Annotated in this window: 17 protein-coding genes; 10 read left to right on the top strand and 7 right to left on the bottom strand. The window is 70.0% G+C overall.

Annotated elements, in window-relative coordinates:
* Window positions 1–139 precede the first annotated feature (139 nt).
* Window positions 140–763, bottom strand: a complete 624-nt coding sequence (locus BKK81_RS08935; protein WP_071012190.1) for a PrpF domain-containing protein — start codon at window positions 761–763, stop codon at window positions 140–142.
* Window positions 764–785: 22 nt separating this feature from the next.
* Window positions 786–1,679: an RNA methyltransferase gene (locus tag BKK81_RS08930; protein ID WP_071012188.1), complete on the bottom strand. Its 894-nt coding sequence runs from the start codon at window positions 1,677–1,679 to the stop codon at window positions 786–788.
* A 153-nt stretch (window positions 1,680–1,832) separates the two neighbouring features.
* Here BKK81_RS08930 and BKK81_RS08925 point away from each other — a divergent pair, with 153 nt between their 5' ends.
* The 5 genes from BKK81_RS08925 to BKK81_RS08905 all read left to right on the top strand — a co-directional run bounded on the left by BKK81_RS08925 (window position 1,833) and on the right by BKK81_RS08905 (window position 9,713).
* On the top strand, window positions 1,833–2,651 hold the full coding sequence (locus BKK81_RS08925) for an inositol monophosphatase family protein (RefSeq protein ID WP_071012187.1): 819 nt from the start codon (window positions 1,833–1,835) through the stop codon (window positions 2,649–2,651).
* Window positions 2,652–3,159: 508 nt separating this feature from the next.
* Window positions 3,160–3,540 carry a hypothetical protein gene (locus BKK81_RS08920; RefSeq protein WP_071012185.1) on the top strand — a complete coding sequence of 127 codons (381 nt, stop codon included), beginning with the start codon at window positions 3,160–3,162 and terminating at the stop codon, window positions 3,538–3,540.
* A gap of 430 nt (window positions 3,541–3,970) precedes the next feature.
* Window positions 3,971–5,131, top strand: coding sequence for an efflux RND transporter periplasmic adaptor subunit (locus tag BKK81_RS08915; RefSeq protein ID WP_071012183.1), 1,161 nt, complete (start codon window positions 3,971–3,973; stop codon window positions 5,129–5,131).
* A complete protein-coding gene (locus BKK81_RS08910; protein ID WP_071012182.1) occupies window positions 5,124–8,252 on the top strand; it encodes an efflux RND transporter permease subunit in 3,129 nt (1,042 codons plus the stop codon). Before BKK81_RS08915 ends, BKK81_RS08910 begins: the two co-directional genes overlap by 8 nt.
* A 9-nt stretch (window positions 8,253–8,261) precedes the next feature.
* Window positions 8,262–9,713: a TolC family protein gene (locus tag BKK81_RS08905; RefSeq protein ID WP_083384021.1), complete on the top strand. Its 1,452-nt coding sequence runs from the start codon at window positions 8,262–8,264 to the stop codon at window positions 9,711–9,713.
* Between the two features lie 33 nt (window positions 9,714–9,746).
* Here the strand turns inward: BKK81_RS08905 and BKK81_RS08900 are convergent, their stop codons facing one another.
* Together BKK81_RS08900 and BKK81_RS08895 are read right to left on the bottom strand one after the other, a co-directional pair.
* The gene (locus tag BKK81_RS08900; RefSeq protein ID WP_071012177.1) at window positions 9,747–10,064 is read right to left on the bottom strand and encodes a hypothetical protein; all 318 of its coding nucleotides are present in this window, start codon (window positions 10,062–10,064) and stop codon (window positions 9,747–9,749) included.
* A 121-nt stretch (window positions 10,065–10,185) separates the two neighbouring features.
* A complete protein-coding gene (locus BKK81_RS08895) occupies window positions 10,186–10,938 on the bottom strand; it encodes a pyridoxamine 5'-phosphate oxidase family protein (protein WP_071012176.1) in 753 nt (250 codons plus the stop codon).
* A 102-nt stretch (window positions 10,939–11,040) separates the two neighbouring features.
* Between BKK81_RS08895 and pdxR the strand changes: the two genes are divergently transcribed.
* The gene (pdxR, locus tag BKK81_RS08890; RefSeq protein ID WP_071012174.1) at window positions 11,041–12,531 is read left to right on the top strand and encodes a MocR-like pyridoxine biosynthesis transcription factor PdxR; all 1,491 of its coding nucleotides are present in this window, start codon (window positions 11,041–11,043) and stop codon (window positions 12,529–12,531) included.
* Here pdxR and BKK81_RS08885 read toward each other — a convergent pair.
* Both BKK81_RS08885 and BKK81_RS08880 read right to left on the bottom strand, forming a co-directional pair.
* Entirely contained in the window at window positions 12,528–12,782 is a 255-nt protein-coding gene (locus BKK81_RS08885) for a hypothetical protein (protein ID WP_071012172.1), read from the bottom strand. The genes pdxR and BKK81_RS08885 overlap by 4 nt on opposite strands.
* A 119-nt stretch (window positions 12,783–12,901) precedes the next feature.
* On the bottom strand, window positions 12,902–13,282 hold the full coding sequence (locus BKK81_RS08880) for a hypothetical protein (protein ID WP_071012171.1): 381 nt from the start codon (window positions 13,280–13,282) through the stop codon (window positions 12,902–12,904).
* Between the two features lie 258 nt (window positions 13,283–13,540).
* Here BKK81_RS08880 and BKK81_RS08875 point away from each other — a divergent pair, with 258 nt between their 5' ends.
* Window positions 13,541–14,842, top strand: a complete 1,302-nt coding sequence (locus tag BKK81_RS08875; protein ID WP_071012170.1) for a UDP-N-acetylglucosamine 1-carboxyvinyltransferase — start codon at window positions 13,541–13,543, stop codon at window positions 14,840–14,842.
* Window positions 14,843–15,304: 462 nt separating this feature from the next.
* Complete coding sequence (locus tag BKK81_RS36810) at window positions 15,305–17,089, top strand: methyl-accepting chemotaxis protein (RefSeq protein ID WP_083384018.1); 1,785 nt, start codon at window positions 15,305–15,307, stop codon at window positions 17,087–17,089.
* 156 nt (window positions 17,090–17,245) lie between these two features.
* On the opposite strand, the gene flhD is transcribed toward BKK81_RS36810, so the two are convergent.
* On the bottom strand, window positions 17,246–17,569 hold the full coding sequence (gene flhD / locus BKK81_RS08865; RefSeq protein ID WP_071012168.1) for a flagellar transcriptional regulator FlhD: 324 nt from the start codon (window positions 17,567–17,569) through the stop codon (window positions 17,246–17,248).
* A 1,185-nt stretch (window positions 17,570–18,754) separates the two neighbouring features.
* On the opposite strand from flhD, the gene mutS reads away from it, so the two are divergent.
* Together mutS and BKK81_RS08855 are read left to right on the top strand one after the other, a co-directional pair.
* Window positions 18,755–21,367 (top strand): DNA mismatch repair protein MutS, encoded by a 2,613-nt coding sequence (gene mutS / locus BKK81_RS08860; protein WP_071016251.1) that lies wholly within the window; start codon window positions 18,755–18,757, stop codon window positions 21,365–21,367.
* Entirely contained in the window at window positions 21,364–22,446 is a 1,083-nt protein-coding gene (locus BKK81_RS08855; protein ID WP_231908004.1) for a hypothetical protein, read from the top strand. Before mutS ends, BKK81_RS08855 begins: the two co-directional genes overlap by 4 nt.
* Window positions 22,447–22,498 lie beyond the last annotated feature (52 nt).

Raw genomic sequence — 22,498 nt, 5'->3', positions numbered from 1 at the left:
CGCCGCGCCCGTCCGGAAGCGGATCGCGCGGTCGCCGGCATGGTCATTGGCCGGTGGGAACGGGATCAGGAGTGTAAGAGATTTGCTGCCCTGATGCCGTCATGGACTTTGCCGGCGGCAAGCCGCCGGGCCCGGACCGTCAACATCGCTCCGGCACGTGCACCAGCCCGCTGAGCAGGCGGCGGGCACCGGAGCGCACGGTGACACGCCGCACCGCCGCGGCGGGCGGCGGTGCGGCCGGCGCAAAATAGTCGAGTTCGATCGTGGCGGCAGGATCTGCCGCGCCGTCCCCGCCCCCGCCCTCGTGTGCGGAGCACGGTTCGAGCGGATGGCCGTTGGTGCAAGGCACGTGCGCGAGCACGACGCGCCCGGTGTTGCGCAGCCAGATCCGTACCGTGGTGATGCCGTCGCGCGCCGGCACGAAACCGCGCCAGATGGCAAAGGCTCCGGCCGCGGCCGGCAATTCGGCCGCGGGCCCGCCAGCTTCTTCGCCACTGTCCTCGCCCGACCAGTCCATGCGCGCCACCTGGGTGGCGACCGCTCCGATGCGGCACTCCACGTCGCAGCCGGCTCGGCGCGCGGCGCGCATCAGCGCCACGCGGCCCTCGAGGCCGTCGGCATCCCCCGCGGCGACTCCCGGTGCGGCCAGCAAGCGCAGCAGCAAGGCATCGCGCGCCGCGCCGTCCTGGGGCAGGTCGTCCTCCAGCAAGAACACGCCCTTGCCGGCACCGCTGCGCATGTAGAAGGCCGGAATCTCCGTCACCGCTCGCCGCTCCTGTCGATGGTCAGCCTGCCTGCCCGTCCGTACCGCCGTCCGGGCGGTCGTCCCGGCCGCCCCGGTCGTCCTGCGCGGCCAGCAGCATATGCTTGGCGACGCCGCGCAGGATGTTGACTTCCTCGCGCTCCAACCCGGTGCGGGCCAGCAGGCGGCGCAGCCGCGACATGAGCTTGCGCGGGTGCGCGGGATCGAGAAAACCGATGGCTTCCAGGCCCGACTGCAGGTGCCCGAACATGGCCTCGACCTGCTCGGCGGTGGCGGGCTCTCCAGCATAGCCGATCCCCGCCTCCGGCGCCGGCGCCCCCTCCAGCAGGGCCAGGCGCATCTCGTAGGCCACCAGCTGCACCGCCTGGGCGAGATTGAGCGAAGCGTAGGCGGGGTTGGCGGGAATATGGGTCACGGCCGAGCAGCGCTCGACCACCTCGTTGGGCAGGCCGAATCGCTCATTGCCGAAAACGAAGGCGATCGAGGCGCCGGCGGCGGCATCCAGGCAGAGACGCCCCTGCGCCACCGCGGCGCGCGGCAGCAGCCGCGGCGGACCGAATTCGCGCTGGCGCGCGGTCATAGCCACCGCCAGCGCGGTGCCAGCCAGGGCCTGCTCGACGTCGTCGACGAGGCAGGCGCCGGCGAGCACGTCGTCGGCGCCGCTGGCCATCGCCACGGCCTCGGCATGCTCACGCACGCCGGGCTCGCGCGGACGCACCAGCACCAGGCTGCCCGGTACCGTGCCGAACCCCATGGTCTTGAGCGCGCGAGCCACCGAGCCGACGTTGCCGGGGTGGCTGGTCTCGACGAGGACGAAACGCACCCGGGCGAAGCCTTCCTGCTCCGTAGCGCGCCCACTTGGCTGGTCCAGGCGACTCCCCGTCTGGCTCGTCTGATTTGCCGGCTTGTTATACAATGTGCGATTCCTCTTGGGCGTGGCCCCGGCCTTGTGCTTTCTACAGCACCCGGAAGCGGCGCACCACCGTTCTTCTACAATCCGTTGTGTTGTCAGCCGCCAGCCGTGCAGCGCGCCATCGCGCGCCCGGTCCGTGCCGGCTTGGAGAGATTCATGCACCCGATGCTCAATATCGCCGTCAAGGCGGCCCGCAAGGCAGGTACCATCATCAACCGCGCGTCGATGGACGTCGACCTGCTGCGTGTCTCGCGCAAACAGCACAACGATTTCGTTACCGAGGTGGACCGCGCGGCTGAGGCCGCGATCATCGAGGTCATCCGCACCGCCTACCCGGAACACGCCATTCTAGCGGAAGAGTCCGGCCAGTCCTGGACCGACGGCGAGGAAACCAGCGAATACACCTGGGTCATCGATCCCCTCGACGGCACCACCAACTTCATCCACGGCTTTCCGCAGTACGCCGTTTCCATCGCCCAGTTGCACAAGGGCGTGCCCGCCCAGGCCGTGGTCTACGATCCTGCCCGCGACGAGCTGTTCACCGCCACCAAGGGCGCCGGCGCCTTCCTCAACAACCGCCGCATCCGCGTGACCCGCCGCGACAAGCTGGCCGACTGCCTGGTCGGCACCGGCTTCCCTTTCCGCGACATGGAAGGCCTGGACGAGTACCTGGAGATCTTCGCGCTGATGACGCGCAGCTGCGCCGGCCTGCGCCGCCCGGGCGCGGCCGCGCTGGACCTGGCCTACGTGGCCTGCGGCCGCCTCGACGGCTTCTTCGAGACCGGCCTGAAGCCCTGGGACATGGCCGCGGGCATGCTGCTGGTGACCGAGGCCGGCGGCCTGGTCGGCAACTACGCTGGCGAATCGCGCCACATGGAACAAGGTGAAGTGCTGGCCGGCAACCCCAAGGCCTTCGCGCAGATGGTGCGCCTGCTGTCGCCGTTCTCGCTGGACAACGCCAAGCCTGCCGCCTGACGGCGCCGCACCGCTGGCGCGCGCAGCCGCTGCGGCGGCGCGCGCCGTGGCAATTGCAACAAGATGCGCCAAGCGACCCGTTCGGGTTGACATGGCGCCTCATGACTCTTACACTCCGCCCGTCTTTTCATCCAAGGGAATTTCCGTGGGCTCTGCAACCAGTGACAGTAGTCGATCGCGCATCGGCATCGCTGCCTGACAGGTACGGAATCTCTTCTCTCTTCCGCGCCTGATCCCTCCAGGTAGCGGTGTCTTCCCGCCAGCCCTCCCGGCCGGCCCCTCGCCTCGAATACCGTCTCATCGTCCGTGTGTCCGCCAGCCTGACGGCCGGCTCGACGCGCCTGTCCCGCGTTGCCAATGGCAACGCACGGTCGCCGCTTGCCAGCGCGCGGCGACCCGGCGGCCAGCGGACGGCATCCCGCGCCTCGCCCTCCGGAGCGAAAGGCCATAGCAGCCCGGGCCGTGCCCGCGCTATCCGCCTTACCGATTGCAACAAAGGGAGCACGCCATGCGCTTTCTCCACAAGCTGATGCCCGCCACCCCTGCCGCCACGGCCGCGGCCGCCGCCGGCGCCTGCCCGCCGCCAGCGATGCCCGCGTCGCAACTGTTCCAGGTCGTGGTGCTGTGCCGCGACGCCGGCGAGCGCCGCATCGCACAGCAGATCCTCGACGAGCTCGACGCCAACCAGATGACGCTGCGCAGCCTCCACGCGCGCAGCCTCGCGCAGCGCGAGCTGACCGAAGTCCGCGTACTGCTGCAGTGCCCCCAGGACGCCCGTGCCGCCATGGTCCGGCTGGTGCAGGTGCTGGGTTTCACGCCGCTGGTGCGCTCGGTGCGCTGGGAAACCGTGCCGCAGCCCGCGCGCGCGCTGGCCGCCACCACGCACTGATCCGCACCGGCGCCACGCTGGCCTCACCAGGAGACCCCATGGACCCCGACCCTAGTTGCCATCCCTTGCGCCGAAGGTGCGGCGCGCCCGGCCCCGCCTGATCCTCCGTCCCGAGCCTTGATGCCGGCGGATCGGCCCCACCGGACCCGCACGGCCATTCCCGCCTGAGCGCAGCCCCGCCCCGCAGGGCCTGCCCGCCTGGAATCCCCGCCCCTTCGGCGCCGCGCCCCTCCGCGCGCAGCGCTTCGCACGACACAGCCTGCTCCCTCCAGAGACCCGTCCGGCCAGCGGCCGCCGGCCCGCTGGGGATTGCGCTCGTCCCTGCCACGCCAAGCGGCCTCGATGCCGCCTGCCCGCGCTGCCGCCCCACTTCACCGAACCGCATCCCGACATGCGTGGCGGCGCTCGATCGCCGCGCCCAGGAGAACCCATGCCGTACCCCAACTTGCGCCGGCGGCGCCTGCTCGCCCTGGCCACCGCCTGCACCGCCCCCTGGCTGCTGGCCGCCTGCGAACCCTCCGGCCCGGCCCAGGCCAAGACAGCGGAACCTCCGTCCCGGAGCGCCACCGACAAGATCCTCGAAGGCAGCCAGATCACCCTGCCGCCCGGCTCGCCGCTGCGCGGCCGGCTGGTCGTCGACACCGTCCGCACGCAGGAGATCGCGCGGCAGATCCCCGTGCCGGGCGTGATCGAAGCCGATCCCGCGCGCCTGGTCCGCATCGCCCCGCCGCTGCCCGGCCGCATCCTGCAGCTGCACGCCGGCCTCGGCGACGCCGTGCGCCAGGGCGAGCCGCTGGTCACCCTCGACTCGGCCGAGCTGAGCAGCGCGCAGGCCGAGGCCGGCAAGGCGCGCGCCGCCCTGCAGGAAACCCGGCTCGAGCTGGAACGCCAGCGCACGCTGTATGCCGAGGAAATCGCCGCACGCAAGGACCTGGAGCAGGCCGAACTGGCGCATGCCCAGGCCAGCCACGAAGCCGAAGCCACCGCGGCCCGCCTGGCCCAGCTCGACGCCAGCAGCGGCAACGACCCGCGCGCACGCCGCCAGCTCGTGATACGCGCCCCGATCAGCGGCCGCGTGATCGCCCTGGACGGCGCGCCGGGCGGCTACTGGAACGACACCAATGCGCCGCTGATGACCGTGGCCGACCTGTCCACCGTCTACCTGGCCGCCAACGTGCCGGAGAAGGACATCGCCGCCGTCTTCGTCGGCCAGCGCGCCCGCATCGACCTCAATGCCTACCCCGGCGAGCCGGCGAGCGGCGAAGTGCGCTATGCGGGCGAGACCCTCGACGCCGACACGCGCACGGTCAAGGTCCGCGTCGCCATGGCCAACCGCGACGGCCGCCTGCGCCCCGGCATGTTTGCGCGCGTGACCTTCAGCGGCCGTTCGCGCCAGACCCTGGTGGTGCCCGTGTCGGCCCTGCTGCAGGACGGCCTCTACACCAAGGTGATGGTCGAGCACGGCGAGTTCCGCTACGCCGCGCGCACAGTGCGCACCGGCGACGTGGTCGACGGCATGGCCGAGGTGCTCGACGGCCTGCGCGCCGGCGAGCGGGTGGTGGTGAAGAACGGAGTGCTGCTCAATGATTGACCGCCTCGTCACCCTCTGCTTCCACCGCCGCGGCATCGTCTGGCTGGTGTTCGCCCTGGTCGCGCTGTACGGCCTGGCCAGCTGGCGCCAGCTCCCCGTGGAAGCCTACCCCGACATCGCCGACGTGACCTCGCAGATCGTCACCCAGGTGCCCGGCCTGGCAGCCGAGGAGGTCGAACAGCAGATCACCATTCCGCTCGAACGCGCCTTGCTGGCCACGCCCGGCATGCACGTGCTGCGCACGCGCAGCCTGTTCGGGCTGTCGCTGGTCACGGTGGTGTTCGAGGACGGCACCGAAGGCTACTGGGCACGCCAGCGCCTGCAGGAACGCCTGGCCGAAGTGGACCTGCCCTACGACGCCAAACCCGGCCTCGACCCCTACACCTCACCCATTGGCGAGGTCTACCGCTACACGCTGGAATCGCCCACGCGCGACCTGCGCGAATTGTCCAACCTGCAGGCCTGGACCGTGATCCCGCGCTTGAAGAAGGTAGCCGGCGTGGTCGACGTGACCAACTTCGGCGGCCTCACCACCCAGTTCCTGCTCGAACTGGACCCGGCCAGGCTCAACCAGTACCACCTGACCCTGGCGCAGGTAACCGAAGCACTCAACGCCAACAATGCCAATGCCGGCGGCGGCGTGATGGACCGCGGCGAACAGTCCTACGTGGTGCGCGGCGTCGGCCTGCTGCACTCGCTGCAGGACATGGGCAACGTGGTGGTCACCAGCAAGGATGGCACCCCGGTGCTGGTCAAGGACCTCGGCACGCTGCGCTACGGCAACGTCGAGCGGCGCGGCATCCTCGGCAAGGACGGGCAGGCAGATGCCGTCTCCGGCATCGTGCTGCTGCTCAAGGACTACAACGCGGCCCAGGCGCTCGCCGGCATCCACGCCGCCGTGGCCGACCTGAACGGCAAGCTGCTGCCGCCCGATGTCAAGCTGGTGCCCTATCTCGACCGCAGCCACCTGATCGAGGCCACCATGCGCACGGTCGGCATGACCTTGACCGAGGGCATGGTGCTGGTCGCCGTGGTCCTGCTGCTGTGCCTGGGCAGCCCGCGCGCGGCGCTGATCGTGGCACTGACGATCCCGCTGGCGCTGCTGATCGCCTTCATCTTCATGCGGCACTTCCATATCCCGGCCAACCTGCTCAGCCTGGGAGCGATCGACTTCGGCATCCTGGTCGACGGCGCCGTGGTGCTGGTGGAGAACATGCTGCGCCGGCGCGAGCGCCAGCAGGACCTGCCGCTGACACCCGCCGATGCCATTGCGGCCACGCTGCAGGTGGCGCGGCCGATGTGCTTCGGCATGCTGGTGATCGTCGCCGCCTACCTGCCGCTGTTCTCCTTCGAGCGCATCGAGTACAAGCTGTTCGCGCCCATGGCCTACGCGGTGGGTGCCGCCCTGGGCGGAGCATTGCTGGTCGCGCTGACGCTGGTCCCAGGCCTCGCCTGGCTGGCCTTCCGCAAGCCGCGTCCGGTCTTCCACAATCCGGTGCTCGACTGGCTCGGCCGGCACTACCAGGCCTTCCTGGCGCGCAGCGTCGGAGGCCGGCGCTGGGTGGCGGCCGCCTGTGCCGCCGCGCTGGCCGGACTGGCCGTACTGGGACTGACCACCGGCCGCGATTTCCTGCCCTACCTCGACGAAGGCTCGCTGTGGCTGCAGGTACAGATGCCACCCGGCATCACGCTGGAACGCGCGGCCGGGATGGCCGACGAACTGCGCCGCGTCACGCGCGAGTTCCCCGAGGTGTCCTACGTGGTCACGCAGACCGGCCGCAACGATGACGGCACCGACTACTGGACGCCCTCGCATATCGAAGCCAGCGTCGGCCTGAAGCCCTATCGCGAGTGGCCGGCCGGCATGGACAAGCAGAAGCTGATCGGGCGCCTGGCGGCACGCTACGCGCAGATGCCCGGCTACTCGGTCGCCTTCATGCAGCCGATGATCGACGGCGTGCAGGACAAGCTGTCCGGCGCGCACAGCGATCTGGTCGTCAAGGTCTTCGCCGACGACCTCGCCGAGGCGCGCAGCGTGGCGGGCCGCGTGGCCGGCACGCTGCGCGGCGTGCACGGCGCGGCCGACGTGGCCGTCGATGTCGAGCCGCCGCTGCCCAACCTGAAGATCGAACTGGACCGCGCCGCGGCCGCCCGCCACGGCATCAATGCCGCCGACGTGGCCACGCTGGTCTCCACCGGCATCGGCGGCGCCCCCATCGGACAACTCTATGTCGGTGAGAAGAGCTATGACATGACGGTGCGTTTCCCGTCCGCCGCACGCAACCGCCCGGACGCCATCGGCGAGCTGATGCTCAGCGCCGCCAACGGCGCCCAGATCCCGCTGGCCGAGGTGGCCACCATCCGCACCAGCGCGGGCGAAAGCGTGATCGTGCGCGAAATGGGACGGCGCCACATCATCGTGCGGCTCAATGTACGCGGGCGCGACCTGTCCGGCTTCCTGCGCGAGGCACAGGCCGCGATCGCGCAGGCGGTGCCGGTCGACGGCCGCCGCGTGCAGATCGAATGGGGTGGACAGTTCGAGAACCTGAACCGCGCGCAGGCACGCCTCGCGCTGATCCTGCCGATGACGCTCGCACTGATGTTCGTGCTGCTGTTCGCCGAATTCCGCAATCTGCGTCAGCCGGCGCTGGTGCTGCTGGCCGTGCCGCTGGCCATGCTGGGCGGCCTCGCCGCGCTGCAGCTGCGCGGCATGACGCTCAATGTGTCGAGCGCGGTCGGCTTCATCGCCCTGTTCGGCGTGGCGGTGCTCAATGGCGTGCTGATGATCGCGCAGATCAACCGGCTGCGCGCCCAGCGCGGCGCCACGCTGCGCGCGGCCGTGCTCGAAGGCGCGGCCAGCCGCATGCGCCCGGTGCTGATGACCGCCACCGTCGCCGCGCTCGGCCTGACGCCGGCGATGCTGGCCACCGGCCTGGGCAGCGATGTGCAGCGCCCGCTCGCCACGGTGGTGGTGGGCGGGCTGTGCACCGCCACCTTGCTGACGCTGGTACTGCTGCCCGCGCTCTACTTCCTGATCGAGTCCCGCGCCGAACGCCGCGCCGCGGCCGCGGCGCCGGACCCCACGGCCGGACATGCCGCCGACCCGTCCCCACGCGCCTGAGGAACCCAGATGACCCGACTCCTTGCATTCCCGCCCCAGCGGCGGCTGGCCGGCGCGGCGAGCGCCTTTTCCACGCTGGCGCTGGCCTGGCTGGCAAGCGCATCCGCCCATGCCGGCGCCCAGCCGGCGGCCGGCGCTGTGAGCAGCGCGGCAAGCGCCGCAGCGGCAGGCCCGATCTCCGCCGACGCGCCCGCGTCCGCACCGACGCCTTCGGTCGCGCCCCCCGGTCCCGGCCGGCTGCGCTTCCCTGAGTACCTCGACGCAGTGGAGCGCCACAATCCGGCCCTGGCCGCCCAGCAGCAGACCATCCGCAGCGCCGAGGCGGAGATCAGCATCGCCGGCGTACGGCCCGATCCCAGCGTCACCTACGGCGTCAGCAATATCGAGATGAGCCGCGCCGTATCGCCCAAGCCGCCCCGCACCCAAGAGGTGGGGCTGGACCTGCCGATCGAACTGGGCGGTAAGCGCGCGCGCCGCATCCAGGCCGCCAGGTCCAACCTGCGCCTGACCGAGGCCGGCGTGGAAGGCTTCCGCAACGGGCTCTACAGCGAAGCCGCGGCGGCCTTCGTGGAAGCCTGCCGCAGCCGCGCCGCGCTGGCGCGCCAGGAGTCCTCGCTGGCGGCGCTGGCGGAAATCGCGCGCGCCAATGCGGTACGCCAACGCGCCGGCGACGTCGGCGGCCTCGAACTGGCGCAATCGCGCGTGGAGCGCGACCGCTTCGCCGCCGAGGTCAAGAGCGCGCGCGCCGCCGCCAGCAGCGCGCAGATCCGGCTGGCCATCCCGCTCGGCAAGCCCACCGCCGAAGCCTTCGGCGACATGGCGCTCGACTGCGAGCACCTGCCGCCCGTGCCACCGGCGCTCGATGCCCTGCTGGCACAGGCCCTGGAACGGCGCGACACCGTGCGCATCGCGCGCGCGGCGCTGGAGAACGCCTACGACAACCTGGCGCTGGCCCGCGCCAACCGCTGGGTCGACCCGAGCGTGCACGTCGGCCTCGACCTGACGCCCGGCGTCAACGGCACGCTGGGAGACGATGGTCAGCCGCTGGGCGATGGCGTGGCGCGCTCGCGCATGCTGAGCGTCTCGGTCTCGATTCCGCTGCCGTTCTCGCGCCTGCAGCGCGGTGAACTGGAGCAGGCCGAGGCCCGCATCACACAGGCCATGCTGGACCTGCGCGGCGCCGAGCTCACCGCACAGACGGAGGTGCGCAGCGCGCATGCCACCTACCTCGCCGCGCGCGACAACGCGGAACAATACCGCATGTCAGTGCTGCCGGACGCCGACCGCGTGCTCGACGGCAAACGGCGCGCCTACCGGCACGGCTCCGCCTCGCTGTTGGAAGTGCTGGACGCGCAGCGCTCCGCCGACGACACCTACCAGGCCTACCTGCAGGCACGCGCCGACCTCGCGGCGGCAGCCGTGCAACTGCAGTTGTCGATCGGCGAACGCCCGTCGCTCTGAGGCGCCGGGGGCGCCGGCGGCGCCGCTGGTGCGTCAGCTGGCGCCGGCCTCGCTTGCCTTGGCCGGCTGCCTGGCGCCCTTCTTGCCGTGGGACTTCGTGCCCGCCTTCTTCTTCGCCTGCGGCGCCGACGCATCGGCCAGCGATGACTTGGTGCTGCTGTTAGCACCTTGGGTGTAGGGGTCGAACTTTCCGCCGGAGCCGTCAGGCCCGCCCTTGCCGCTGCGCAAGTTGTAGTCGTAGCGGTCCGCGGGATTGGGACTGTCCTTGGGGCCGGCGGCCAGCACCGGCTGTGCAAGACTCAGGCAGGCGGCGGCGCAGACGGCCGGCAAAGCGGCAAGCTTGGCTCTCATCTCGATTCTCCCGGATGCGGAATGGACGGCACAGGCAGGTCTCTCGCCCGCCGCGGCCGCTTCCTGAGCATAGGCGCCGCCAACCGAAATCTCAATGCCGGCGAGGCCCGCGCGCCAGCGCTCAGGCCGTGCCGTCCGGCGATGCTCTGCCCGCCGGCACCACCGTCCCGTCCCAGCGCCCCACGTAGGCAGGCAGCGTGGCCTGCTCCCCATCGGGCTGCGGCGCGCCGCCGCGCAGCGCCATCGGCAGCACGCCCGCCCACGCCGGCACTGCCATGTCCGCCTCGTCGTCCTTGGGCCCGCCACGGCGGCACTTGGTCACCGACTCGTCCAGGGCCAGCCGCAGCACCGTGGTGGCGCCAAGCTCGTTGCGGTCGCCGCGCCGTACCTCATGCGAGCGGCCCGGCGCGATATGTTCGACGAAGGCATCGAGCGCGGCGGCCTTGTGCGCTTCCTCGACGGTTTCGAACACACCGTAGATCACCGCCGAGCGGTAGTTCATCGAATGATGGAAAGCCGAGCGCGCCAGCACCAGGCCGTCCAGGTGGGTCACGGTGACGCATACCTGGGTACCGGCGGCGGCCACCTTCAGCATGCGGCTGCCGTTGGAGCCGTGGATGTACAGATGGTCGCCCGCGCGCCAGCAGGCGGTGGGAATGCAATGCGTGCCGGCTTCGTCGGCAAAGGCGACGTGGCACAGGTAGGCGTCATCCAGGATGGCATGCAGCTCGGCAGTGTCATAGCTGCCGCGCGCCGGCATGCGCCGGATGCGGGTGCGCGCCGACGGCGCCTGCCGGACTGGCTGGGCCGCCTCGGCTGCGGCGGGAACGGATGCCGGGTTCAGGGCGGAGGGCGATGACGCGGTGGATGCCATACGGATGCCTTCTGGGTGAGAAGAGGAGATCGGATCGCCAGAATAATGAGAGCGTGGCACCATTGCTAGAACCACGAACCCGCAGTTTCCTGGAGCCACCGCATGGACTACGGTCTGTTGCTCGCCACCAGCCACGCCAGCCACCCCGAGCGCATGTCGGGGCAACGGCGGCTGTACGAAAGCCTGCGCGCCGCCATCCTCGACGGCCGCCTGGCGCCGGGCGCGCGCCTGACCGCGTCGCGTGTGCTCGCCGCCGAACTGGGCATGGCGCGCAACTCTGTGCTGTACGCCTACGAGCGGCTGGCCTCGGAGGGCTACATCGCCGGCGACCGCCATGGCACCTCCGTGGCCCGGCTTGGCCTGTCGTCGCCCCGCCTCGCGAATCTGCTGGCGGCGGACCGCGCCGCGACGGCGCCGGGCCTGTCGCGCCGTGCCGCGGGCCTCGGGCGCGAGGACCCGCACAGCGGGGAAATGCTGCCCTTCGTGCCTGGCGTGCCGGCCCTGGACGCCTTTCCGCTGGCGCGCTGGCGCCGCTCGATCGAGCGCGCCTGGCGCAGCCTGTCGGCACGCCACCTGGGCCAAGGCCAGGCCGCCGGCCAGCCGGCGCTGCGCCACGCCATCGCCGAGTACCTGCGCGTGGCACGCGGGGTACGCTGCGAAGCCGCGCAGGTCTTCGTCACCGCCGGTACGCAATCGGGACTGGACCTGTGCGCGCGCCTGCTGGCCGATGCCGGCGACACCGCCTGGGTGGAGGATCCCGGCTATCCGGGCGCGCACGCCGCCTTCCGATCGGCCAGCCTGCGCCTGGAATCGATCCCGGTGGATGCCGACGGGCTCGCGCCGCCGGCCGGACATTGGCAGCGCGTGCCCCCGCGACTGGTCTACATCACGCCCTCGCACCAGTATCCGCTCGGCTCGGTGCTGAGCCTGGAGCGGCGGCTGGCGCTGCTCGCCGCGGCGCGCGCGGCCGGTGCCTGGATCATCGAGGACGACTACGACAGCGAGTTCCGCCGCGACGGCATGCCGGTCCCCGCCGTGCAAGGCCTGGAGGCCGATGCGCCGGTGATCTACCTGGGTACCTTCAGCAAGACCTTGTTCCCGGCGCTGCGGCTCGGCTTCATGGTGGTGCCGCCACAGTTGGCCACCCTGCTGGCCGGCACCGTCGGCGCCATCCCCCAGGGCGGACACGTCGCCGAACAGCTGGCACTGGCCGAGTTCCTCGACAGCGGGGCATTCACCAGCCACCTGCGGCGCATGCGCCGCCTCTACGCCCAGCGCCGCGATGCGCTGCAGGACGCGCTGGCACGCCACCTGGGCACGCGCTTGACGGTCTCCGCCAGCGCGGGCGGCATGCACCTGAGCGCACGCCTGGAGATGCCGCTGGCCGATACCACGGTGAGTGCCGCCGCGGCGGCACGGGGGCTGGCGCTGCGCCCGCTCAGCCGCTACCTGTTGCCGGGTACGCCCCAGGCGCAATACAACGGCTTCGTCTTCGGCTACGCGAACGTGGCCGAAGACGCCGTGGACGGCGCCGTCTGCCGCCTGGCCCGCGTCCTCGACGAGGTTGCCGGCGCGCGCCCCGGCCCTGGCTAGCCGACTTCGAGGTCGACGCCGAAGCCGCCGGCGAGTTCGCTGTCGATCAGCCCCGTCGCGTAAGCCAGCAGGCAGGCTTCGATCTCTCGGATCGTGATCGGTAGTTGCATCCAGTCCGGCGTGAAGCGCACACCGACACTCTCGTCCGGGCCGGTGATGCGCACCCAGCCGTGGCCGTCTCCGACGCCGATGGCGTCAGGCACGGCGAGCCGGATGGTGAACCCCTTGTAGCGGTGCGTCCGTTCTTGCATGCAGGCCTCCTCCCTCCTTTGTTGCGGAGCAGGATAGCAGCCGGACTTTGCGCGAAATTGACAAGCATCAAGCCGGCCGGCACCATCCGCGCCGACGAACGGCAGACGAACGGCAGCACTCAGGGGCACCCCGCCGGTGCGCCGGTCCGTTGCGCCTGGACCAGGTGATGCGCCGCGAGGAAGCACGCCAGCGCCAGTCCGGCGCAGACCGCCAGCAAGCCGATCGCAAGCGGCCTGCCATGGCAGAAGCCCCCCAGCCAGCGCGTCAGTTCCGCGGCCAGGAAGGTCGCCCGGCCGCCGATGCTTTCCAGACGGGTCTCGTAGAGCTTGGTGTCCGGCATGGCGCCGGCCAGTTGCCAGCTGGTCTCGTGCCAGGGCATCGCATCCACCAGGCTTGCACCGATGATGCCCGCCGCCAGCAGGACTGCCCCCGCCAGATACAGGCAGGCTGGCACCACGATGAGCATGCCCCGTCCCCGCCACCACGCTGCTTCGACCATTTCAGCCTCTCCCGCCATCGTTCTTGTCTCAGTATGGGCGGCGCCGCGCGCGAGCGAAAGACTTCCGCAGGCGGCAGGCAAGGCACCCGCACAATGTGTCGCCGGCAAGACCTTGGCCGCCCCAGGCGGCTGTTCCCGCACTCCGCCGCGCTGCTTGCCTTCTCGGTTCGGAAACGCGGCCGCCAGTCCCCAGTACAATACGGACCGCCCTTATTGGCCCGCCGTTACCGGCCCCTCCGTTTTCCCGCACCCCGACTCATGTCCAATCTCATCGTGCATGGCGGCGCCCCGCTCCGCGGCCGCATCACCCCCTCGGCAAACAAGAACGCGGTCCTCCCCGTGCTTTGCGCCACCCTGCTCACCGACGCGCCGCTACGCTTGCACGGCGTGCCGGATATCACGGACGTGCGCAAGATCCTGGAGATCTTCTCGACGCTGGGCAGCGACGTCCATTGGGACCGCGAGACCGGCACGCTGGACCTGCACCACCGCGCCACCACCTTCGACGCGCAGCGCCACCGCCTGCCGGAGGAAATGCGTTCGTCGATCATGCTGGTGCCGCCGCTGCTGGCCCGCTTCGGCGTGGCGCGCCTGGAAGACAACGTCAAGGGCTGCACCCTCGGCGTGCGCGAGATCGACCCGCACGTCGACATCTTCCGCTCGTTCGGCGGCGAGGTGACGCGCGCCGAAGGCTCGCTGCTGGTGCGCAGCGAAGGCGCCCTGCGCACGACCGACCACTGGCTCGACTACGCCTCGGTCACCACCACCGAAAACTTCGTGCTGTGCGCGGCCGCGGCCCACGGCACCTCGACGCTGACCAACGCCGCCTCCGAACCGCATGTGCAGGAGTTCTGCCGCTTCATGACCATGCTGGGCGTACACATCGAGGGCATCGGCACGTCGCGCCTGACGGTGCATGGCGGCAAGCCGCTGGGCGGCGGCGAGTTCCGCTTCGACGAGGATTTCCACGAGATCACCACCTTCCTGGCACTGGGCGCCATCACCGGTGGCGACGTGGTGGTGCGCAACAGCGCACCGGAGAATTTCCCGCTGATCGACCGCACCTTCGCCAAGTTCGGCATCGGCATCGTGCACGAGGACGGCTGGTCGCGCGTGGCACGTTCGGGCCCGCTGCAGGTGCAGACGCCCTTCACCAGCAACGTGCTGACCAAGGTCGAGGCCGCACCCTGGCCCTATTTCCCGGTCGACCTGCTGCCGATCTTCATCGCCCTGGGCGTGCGTGCGCAGGGCAATGCGATGTTCTGGAACAAGGTCTACGACGGCGCGCTGGGCTGGACCGGCGAGTTGTCCAAGTTCGGCGCCCATGTCTTCTCCTCCGATCCTCACCGCCTGATTACCTTCGGCGGCAACCCGCTCACCCCGGCGGTGGTGGAGAGCCCCTACATCATCCGCGTGGCGATCGCCCTGTTCATGGTCGCCGCCAGCATCGACGGCCGCTCCGAGATCCGCAATGCCACGCCGATCCGCCGCGCCCATCCGCGCTTCGTGGAGAACCTGCGCAGCCTGGGCGCGCAGGTGGAGTGGACCAGCGAAGGCTGACGCGGCTGTATGGCAGGCGCGTCCCGGCGGCCTGGGTGGCGCCGGGACGTGCTTGCGTGGCCCCCTGCCGGAGCCGTTGGCGGCACGGTCAGCATTGGCGGACCATGCCTCGCGCAGGCGGCCGTGACAGCGCTCCTGTGCGGAATCGTGCTCCCGCCGATGCATAAGGAGCGGCGATTGTCATTGCGCCCTTTCTGATTCTTTCGCATTCCTCACATCCGGACATCAAGTTCCGGGCCTCCGCTGCCGTTAGTCGGGTCATCACCTGACTGCGCCAGCGCAGTAGCACCCAGACCGAAGGACAGATCCCCCACCCCGACCAGACCGCTGCGCTGGCAAGCCGAACGCTTGCCGGGCGGGATCTCCTGCGCCTCGCCGGCACGCCGCATGACGCCGGCAAGCGCTGCCCTCGCTCAGCCAGGACAACGCCCTTCCCAACTGAACCACCTGCTGGTGAATTGCATGAACTGGTTTCGCAACCTCAAGCTGGCGCACAAGCTGCTGCTGGCCTTCGTCTCCCTGCTGGCGTTGACCGCGCTGCTCGGCATCTTCTCGATTCTGCAGCTCGGCATGGTCAACCAGGCGTCGACCGACATGGCCACCAACTGGCTGCCGTCGATACGCGCGGCCGGCGAGATCGAATACGGCCTGTCGCGCATGCGCAGCGGCGTGCTCCAGCACATCATCTCGCATGATGCGGCCACCAAGCAGAAATACGATGCCCTGATGGGCCAGATCCGCGACAAGCTGCAGAAGGACGAGCGAACCTATCGCGCGCTGATCTCCAGCGAGCAGGAGAAGCAGGCCTACGAGGCCTTCGACAAGCAGCAGGTCGCCTACGACGCGCTGATGCAGAAGGCACTGGAGCTGTCGCGCTCCGACCAGGCCGACGCGGCCATGGACATCATGCGCGGCGAGGGCCTGGAGCGGTTCAACGGCCTGGAGGCTGGCATCGGGGAAATCGTCCGCATCAACGAGGCCGGCGCCAACCAGGCCTCCGCTGACAGCGACACCCGCTATGCCTCGTCGCGCGCCTGGATCATCGGCCTGCTGGTAGGCGGCGTCGCGCTCGGCCTGGCCCTGGCGCTGTGGCTGGCGCGGCTGGTTTCGCGTCCGCTGCAGCAGGCCGTGGCCATCGCGCAGACCGTGGCCGGCGGCGACCTCGGCAGCCGCATCGAGGTGAACTCCCGCGACGAGACCGGCCAGCTGCTGCAGGCGCTCAAGCAGATGAATGAAAGCCTGGTGCGCATCGTCGGCGAGGTGCGCAGCGGCACCGAGTTGATCGGCAGCGCGTCGGCGGAGATCGCCACCGGCAACCTGGACCTGTCTTCGCGCACCGAAGAGCAGGCAAGTTCGCTGGAAGAGACGGCGGCGTCGATGGAGCAGCTGACAGCCACTGTCAAGCAGAACGCGGAAAGCGCACGCCAGGCCAATCAGCTGGTGCTGTCCGCTTCCGACGTGGCCAGCCGCGGCGGTGCCGTGGTGGCCCGCGTGGTCGACACCATGCACGCCATCCACGATGCCTCGCAGAAGATCGTCGACATCATCGGCGTGATCGACAGCATCGCTTTCCAGACCAATATCCTGGCCCTGAACGCGGCCGTGGAAGCCGCCCGGGCCGGCGAGCAGGGCCGCGGCTTCGCCGTGGTCGCCGGCGAGGTGCGCACGCTCGCGCAACGCAGTGCGGCCGCCGCGCGCGAGATCAAGGGCCTGATCGAGAGTTCGGTGCAGAAGGTCGACGAAGGCAGCCAGCTGGTCGGACAGGCCGGCGACACCATGGGCGAGATCGTCGAAAGCGTGCGCCGCGTGACCGACATCATGGGCGAGATCACCGCCGCCACGCAGGAACAGACCTCGGGCATCGAGCAGGTCAACCAGGCCATCGCGCAGATCGACGAGGTGACGCAGCAGAACGCCGCCCTGGTGGAAGAAGCCTCGGCCGCCTCGCAGTCGATGCAGGAGCAGGCCAGCAAGCTGGTACAGACGGTAAGCGCGTTCAAGCTCGCCGGCGCCGCCTCATCCGCGCAGAGCAACGCGGTGCCCGCCTCGTCCGCATCGGCGGCGCGCGCCACACGAACGGTCCGCCCCACCGCGACCCGGGCTGCGCCGGCCGACACCAAGCCTGCCGCAAGCGTGCCGGCAGCCAGCGCTGCAGCCCGCGCCCCCGCTACCCTGGCCGCGCCGATGACATCGCGCGGCCTGGCGAATGCCGGGGCCGGAGCCGAGGCGGAGTGGGAGCAGTTCTGACCCTTCGGGCCGGGCCATGCCGGCCCGGTGGACAGCCACCGGAACCATCCGGTGGCCTTTGAAACAGGCTCACGGCCCGCTGCCGGCCCAGACCCTTAGGAACGGCACGGAAAGGGGGCCGCGCAGGCGGCACAGTGTGCGCCTGCCCGGCCGGCCTCACGCCATGCGCGGCGACGGCTGCGTGGAAAGCACGATGGCCGCGTGCGTGGGGGCCAACTGCTCGTGCTTGGCCGTCTGCGTCAGCATCGTCAGCAGCGAGGCATCGAGGATGCGGAAGCCGCACACCGACTGCTCCCCCGCCGCCAGCTTGACCAACTGGCCGGTGGAAACGCCCACCAGCGCCTCGGCAATGTCGCGCGAGATACCCAGCCGGTACATCCCCACCGCCATATTCTCCCGCAATATGCGCTGCGCCAGCACAAGATACGAAAGGTTCAGCTCCCGAATCGCGTCGAGGGCACTCTTTTCATTGTTGTCCACTTAATCCCCGCCTCTTCCTTCTTATTCCGCAATCATTCCCGGGCACTGCATTGCCGACGGTCCATTGGCCGCCGGCTACGTATAGATGAATCCGCATGGCTTGCGGTGCGGGCGCATTGTATAGACCTCGGCAAACGCTGCGCAATCCCCTGGCAGGACGCCATCCGCCATGCTTCCTCCTGACGAACACTTGCACCTGGCAAGTGCTAACCGGCGCGCCATCCTGCATCTTTTCATCGATACGCACGGGTTTTTTGATCATTTCAGCCCCAAAAGCCATGCATCCAAGTAGATTTCAGCAGATCCGAGCCGATCCCTGCCCGCCGCGAGCCGAACCGACGCGCAAGGACTTCCGCCCTTCTCCCCGGACTGGGCGCAATCCGCGCCGGGGCGTGGTTTGTTGCGCATACAACTTCTTTTCCGCCACTTTTGATTCCACATACCGGAACAAAAAGAGTTCTATGAATCACAATCAGTCGATTGGTTTGTGAACAGCACCAAGTGACGCTGCAGGCATGCCATCAAAATTATCTGTTGTAGCTTTGACACAGTTGTTTCATTCACGGCGCTGACATCTTCATGTGCATGCCCTCTCCCGATGTCTCTCCCGATGTCCAGAAGCCTTGTCGGAAAGATATTCATGAATCACCAGCGCGAAAATCATGGCTGATACCGGAGCGGATATCCCAGTGGTCGGACGAGGGCTATCGGATCCCCGCGTCGCCGGACGCGTGAGACTAAGGCTGGCAGCCGCACCGCGCCCTGCCTGCCCTGCCCGCGGCAGCCGGAACACCCGCGGCGCAATGCCGGCACCCGGCCGCCCTGCCCGTCCCGCATGCGACTCGCTCGAGGCACCTGTCGCCTGGGGTAAACTGTCGCCTGTTTTGCCTTGCGTTGCGCAACTTCGCACCGGTGCATACGAGTCGCGCCCGCTTCCTTTCCAACAGCATTGGCTGCGGACCGTGGCCGGCCAGCCAGGGACCGGCTACGGCACCAGCGCGCCCGGCGGCAAGCCGGCCGCATGCTGTCGGCCCACCGCCGCCACGCAACGCAGGCACCGAAACGCATGGCGCACCGTCGCGGCGCCGGCTTGGCCACCGCCGCACCATGCCAGACAAGGAAAAGCAGGAAAAAGCCAACGTGGATCAAGCAGTCAAGAAACCGTCCAAGGACAGCCATACGCCGATGATGCAGCAGTATCTCCGCATCAAGGCCGACCACCCCGATACCCTGCTCTTCTATCGCATGGGAGACTTCTACGAGCTCTTCCATGACGATGCCGAGAAGGCCGCGCGCCTGCTCGACATCACGCTGACCGCGCGCGGCGCCTCGAACGGCGTGCCGATCCGCATGGCCGGCATCCCCTTCCACTCGGTCGACCAGTACCTGGCCCGCCTGGTCAAACTGGGCGAGTCGGTGGCGATCTGCGAGCAGATCGGCGATCCGGCAACGAGCAAGGGGCCGGTCGAGCGCAAGGTGGTGCGCATCGTCACCCCCGGCACGCTGACCGATGCGGCACTGCTGCCGGACAAGTCCGATACCTTCCTGCTGGCGGTGCACCAGCAGACCACGCGCCGCGGCGTCAGCAAGATCGGGCTGGCCTGGCTGAACCTGGCCAGCGGCGAGCTGCGCCTGATGGAGTGCGAGGTCGCGCAGCTGGCTCGCGAGCTGGAGCGGATCCGCCCGGCCGAGGTGCTGTATGCCGATGGCATCGAGCTGCCCGCGCTCGGCTGCGCGCGTACGCGGCTGCCGGAGTGGCATTTCGACCAGGAGGCCGGCACACGGCGCCTGCGCGAGCAGCTCGGCGTGGCCAGCCTGGACCCCTTCGGCTGCGCAGGCCTGGGCGCGGCCATCGGCGCCGCCGGCGCCTTGCTGAACTATGCGGCCAACACGCAGGGGCAGTCGCTGCGCCACGTGCAGAGCCTGCAGGTCGAGCGCGAGTCCGAGTTCGTCGGCCTGGATACCGCCACGCGGCGCAATCTCGAACTGACCGAGACACTGCGCGGCGGCGAGTCGCCGACCCTGTTCTCGCTGCTGGACACCTGTGCCACCACCATGGGCAGCCGGCTGCTGCGCCACTGGCTGCACCATCCGCTGCGCGACGCCGCGCAGCCACGCGCGCGCCAGCAGGCCATCGGCACGCTGATCGAGCAAGGCACCGACACCCTGCGCACGGCGCTGCGCCGGCTGGCCGACGTAGAGCGCATCACCGCGCGGCTGGCCCTGCTGAGCGCCCGCCCGCGCGACCTGTCTTCGCTGCGCGACACGCTGCGCGCGCTGCCCGAGGTGGCGGCCTGCGTGGCGGCCGACGACGGCGCGCCGCTGCTGGCGCTGACGGTGGGCGAACTGGAGGTGCCGCAGGCTTGCCTGGATCTGCTGCACGCGGCGGTGGCCGAGGAGCCGGCCGCCGCGGTCCGCGACGGCGGTGTGATCGCGCGCGGCTACGACGCCGCGCTCGACGAACTGCGCGACATCTCGGAAAACTGCGGCCAGTTTCTCATCGACCTGGAGACGCGCGAGCGCAGCCGCACCGGCATCGCCAACCTGCGCGTCGAGTACAACCGCGTGCACGGCTTCTATATCGAGGTGACCAACGGGCAGGCGGACAAGGTGCCCGATGACTACCGCCGCCGCCAGACGCTGAAGAACGCCGAGCGCTACATCACGCCGGAGCTGAAGGCCTTCGAGGACAAGGCCTTGTCGGCGCAGGACCGCGCGCTGGCGCGCGAGAAGCTGCTCTACGACGGCCTGCTGCAGAACCTGCTGCCGCACATCGGCGAACTCAAGCGCGTCGCCGGTGCGCTGGCTCGGCTGGACGTGCTGGCGGCGCTGGCCGAGCGCGCGCAGACGCTGGACTGGACCTGCCCGGAGCGCGTCGGCGAGAACGTTATCGATATCGTGCAGGGCCGCCATCCCGTGGTCGAGGGCCAGCTCGCCGCCGAGTCGGTGCCCTTCATCGCCAACGACAGCCAGCTCAACGAGGCGCGCAAGCTGTTGCTGATCACCGGCCCGAACATGGGCGGTAAGTCGACCTTCATGCGGCAGACCGCGCTGATCACGCTGCTGGCCTGCGTCGGCGCCTACGTGCCGGCGCGCCGTGCGGTGATCGGACCGATCGACCGCATCTTCACCCGCATCGGCGCCGCCGACGATCTCGCCGGCGGGCGCTCCACCTTCATGGTGGAGATGACCGAGGCGGCGGGCATCCTGCACCACGCCACGCCTTCCAGCCTGGTGCTGATGGACGAGATCGGCCGTGGCACCTCGACCTTCGACGGCCTTGCATTGGCCTGGGCGATCGCGCGCCACCTGCTGGCGCACAACCGCAGCCACACGCTGTTCGCCACCCATTACTTCGAACTGACCCAGCTGCCGCAGGAGTTTCCGCAGGCCGCCAACGTCCACCTGTCGGCGGTGGAGCACGGCGACGGCATCGTGTTCCTGCACGCTGTGCAGGACGGGCCGGCCAGCCAGAGCTACGGCCTGCAGGTGGCCCAGCTCGCCGGCGTGCCGCAAGCGGTGATCCGCGCCGCGCGCAAGCACCTGGCCTGGCTCGAACAGCAATCCGCCGATGCCACGCCGACGCCCCAGCTCGACCTCTTCGCCGCACCGCCGGCCCCGGAGGACGAGCAGGATGCCGAGACCGATGTCTCGCCGGCACCCGGCGGCTCGCCGATGGCGCAGGCCCTGCTGGATGCCATGGCGGGCGTCGACCCGGACAGCATGACGCCGCGCGATGCACTGGAAGCCCTCTATCGGCTCAAGGCGCTGGCCGTCGAGATGGCCGCTGGCGCATGACGCCGATCGCCAGGCCACGGCCGGGCCTGGCTGCTCGCCACCGTCACGGCGTGGCACGCGCCCGGGCGTACCTGCTCGGCGCGCTGGCGCTGGCGGCCGCCCTGGCCCCTGCGGCCGGCCACGGGGCCCCGACGGCCCCGACCGGCCCGATCGTGCGCGTGGCGCTGCTGGCGGACCAGCCGCAGTGGCCGGCGGCGGAAGCCGCGGTCGGCCGGCTGCTGGCCAGCCTGGGCGAGCAGCGGCTGGACTTCGTGGTCCACGCCGGCGGCATCAAGGGTGACACCGAAAGCTGCGGCGACCACGTGCTCGATGCGCGCGAACGGTTGCTCGACGCTTCACCGTTACCACTCGTCTATGTGCCAGGCGAGGCCGAATGGGCCGAGTGCCAGCGTGCGGCGAGCGGCAGCTTCGACCCGCTCGAACGGCTGAACCGCCTGCGCGAACTGTTCTACGCCAGCGATGCCTCGCTCGGCCAGCGCACCATCCCGCTGATGCGGCAATCCGACCAGGCCACCTTCCGCAGCTTCCGCGAGAACGTGCGCTGGCGCGCCGGTCCGGTCATGATGGTGGGAATGAACCTGCCCGGCGACAACAACCACTACCTGGCCGAGGGCGGGCGCAACGGTGAATTCGAGGACCGGCGCGAAGCCAACCACCAGTGGCTGGCGCGCGCCTTCTTCCTGGCGCAGCAGCAGAACCTGGCCGGCCTCGTGCTGGTCGTGCACGGCGACCCGCAATTCGGCAACGGCTGGGAGCACCGCGGCAGGCCTACCCTGCTCGATGCTTTCGTCAGCCGCCGCAAGCGCGATGGCTTCCTCGAGTTCAAGCGGCAGCTGCGCGAGCTGACGGCGCGCTTCCGCGGCCAGGTGCTGCTGATCCATGCCAGCCTGAAGGGCTTCGGCATCGACACGCCCTTGCGCGATGCCAACGGCAAGACCCTGCGCAACTTCAAGCGGATCACGCTGCCGACGGGCGCCTCCGGACAATGGGCGGAGTTGCGCATCACGCCGGCCTCACCGGAGTTGTTCAGCGTGAGCGTCAAGGATGCGCCCGGCGGCACGGGCGAAGACGGCGACTGAGCCCGACCGGCCGCGGCGCTGCGATCGTGCGACGGCGCGATGACGCGGCCGC

Source organism: Cupriavidus sp. USMAHM13 (assembly GCF_001854285.1).
GTDB classification, from domain to species: domain Bacteria; phylum Pseudomonadota; class Gammaproteobacteria; order Burkholderiales; family Burkholderiaceae; genus Cupriavidus; species Cupriavidus malaysiensis.
Note: the sequence above shows the minus strand (reverse complement) of the source record. Positions and strands in the feature narration are given on the sequence as shown.

Coding starts and splice junctions, on each gene's coding strand:
- BKK81_RS08925 (WP_071012187.1), top strand. CDS start 1,833: ATGCACCCGATGCTCAATATCGCCGTCAAGGCGGCCCGCAAGGCAGGT.
- BKK81_RS08920 (WP_071012185.1), top strand. CDS start 3,160: ATGCGCTTTCTCCACAAGCTGATGCCCGCCACCCCTGCCGCCACGGCC.
- BKK81_RS08915 (WP_071012183.1), top strand. CDS start 3,971: ATGCCGTACCCCAACTTGCGCCGGCGGCGCCTGCTCGCCCTGGCCACC.
- BKK81_RS08910 (WP_071012182.1), top strand. CDS start 5,124: ATGATTGACCGCCTCGTCACCCTCTGCTTCCACCGCCGCGGCATCGTC.
- BKK81_RS08905 (WP_083384021.1), top strand. CDS start 8,262: ATGACCCGACTCCTTGCATTCCCGCCCCAGCGGCGGCTGGCCGGCGCG.
- BKK81_RS08900 (WP_071012177.1), bottom strand. CDS start 10,064: ATGAGAGCCAAGCTTGCCGCTTTGCCGGCCGTCTGCGCCGCCGCCTGC.
- BKK81_RS08895 (WP_071012176.1), bottom strand. CDS start 10,938: ATGGCATCCACCGCGTCATCGCCCTCCGCCCTGAACCCGGCATCCGTT.
- pdxR (WP_071012174.1), top strand. CDS start 11,041: ATGGACTACGGTCTGTTGCTCGCCACCAGCCACGCCAGCCACCCCGAG.
- BKK81_RS08885 (WP_071012172.1), bottom strand. CDS start 12,782: ATGCAAGAACGGACGCACCGCTACAAGGGGTTCACCATCCGGCTCGCC.
- BKK81_RS08880 (WP_071012171.1), bottom strand. CDS start 13,282: ATGGTCGAAGCAGCGTGGTGGCGGGGACGGGGCATGCTCATCGTGGTG.
- BKK81_RS08875 (WP_071012170.1), top strand. CDS start 13,541: ATGTCCAATCTCATCGTGCATGGCGGCGCCCCGCTCCGCGGCCGCATC.
- BKK81_RS36810 (WP_083384018.1), top strand. CDS start 15,305: ATGAACTGGTTTCGCAACCTCAAGCTGGCGCACAAGCTGCTGCTGGCC.
- mutS (WP_071016251.1), top strand. CDS start 18,755: ATGATGCAGCAGTATCTCCGCATCAAGGCCGACCACCCCGATACCCTG.
- BKK81_RS08855 (WP_231908004.1), top strand. CDS start 21,364: ATGACGCCGATCGCCAGGCCACGGCCGGGCCTGGCTGCTCGCCACCGT.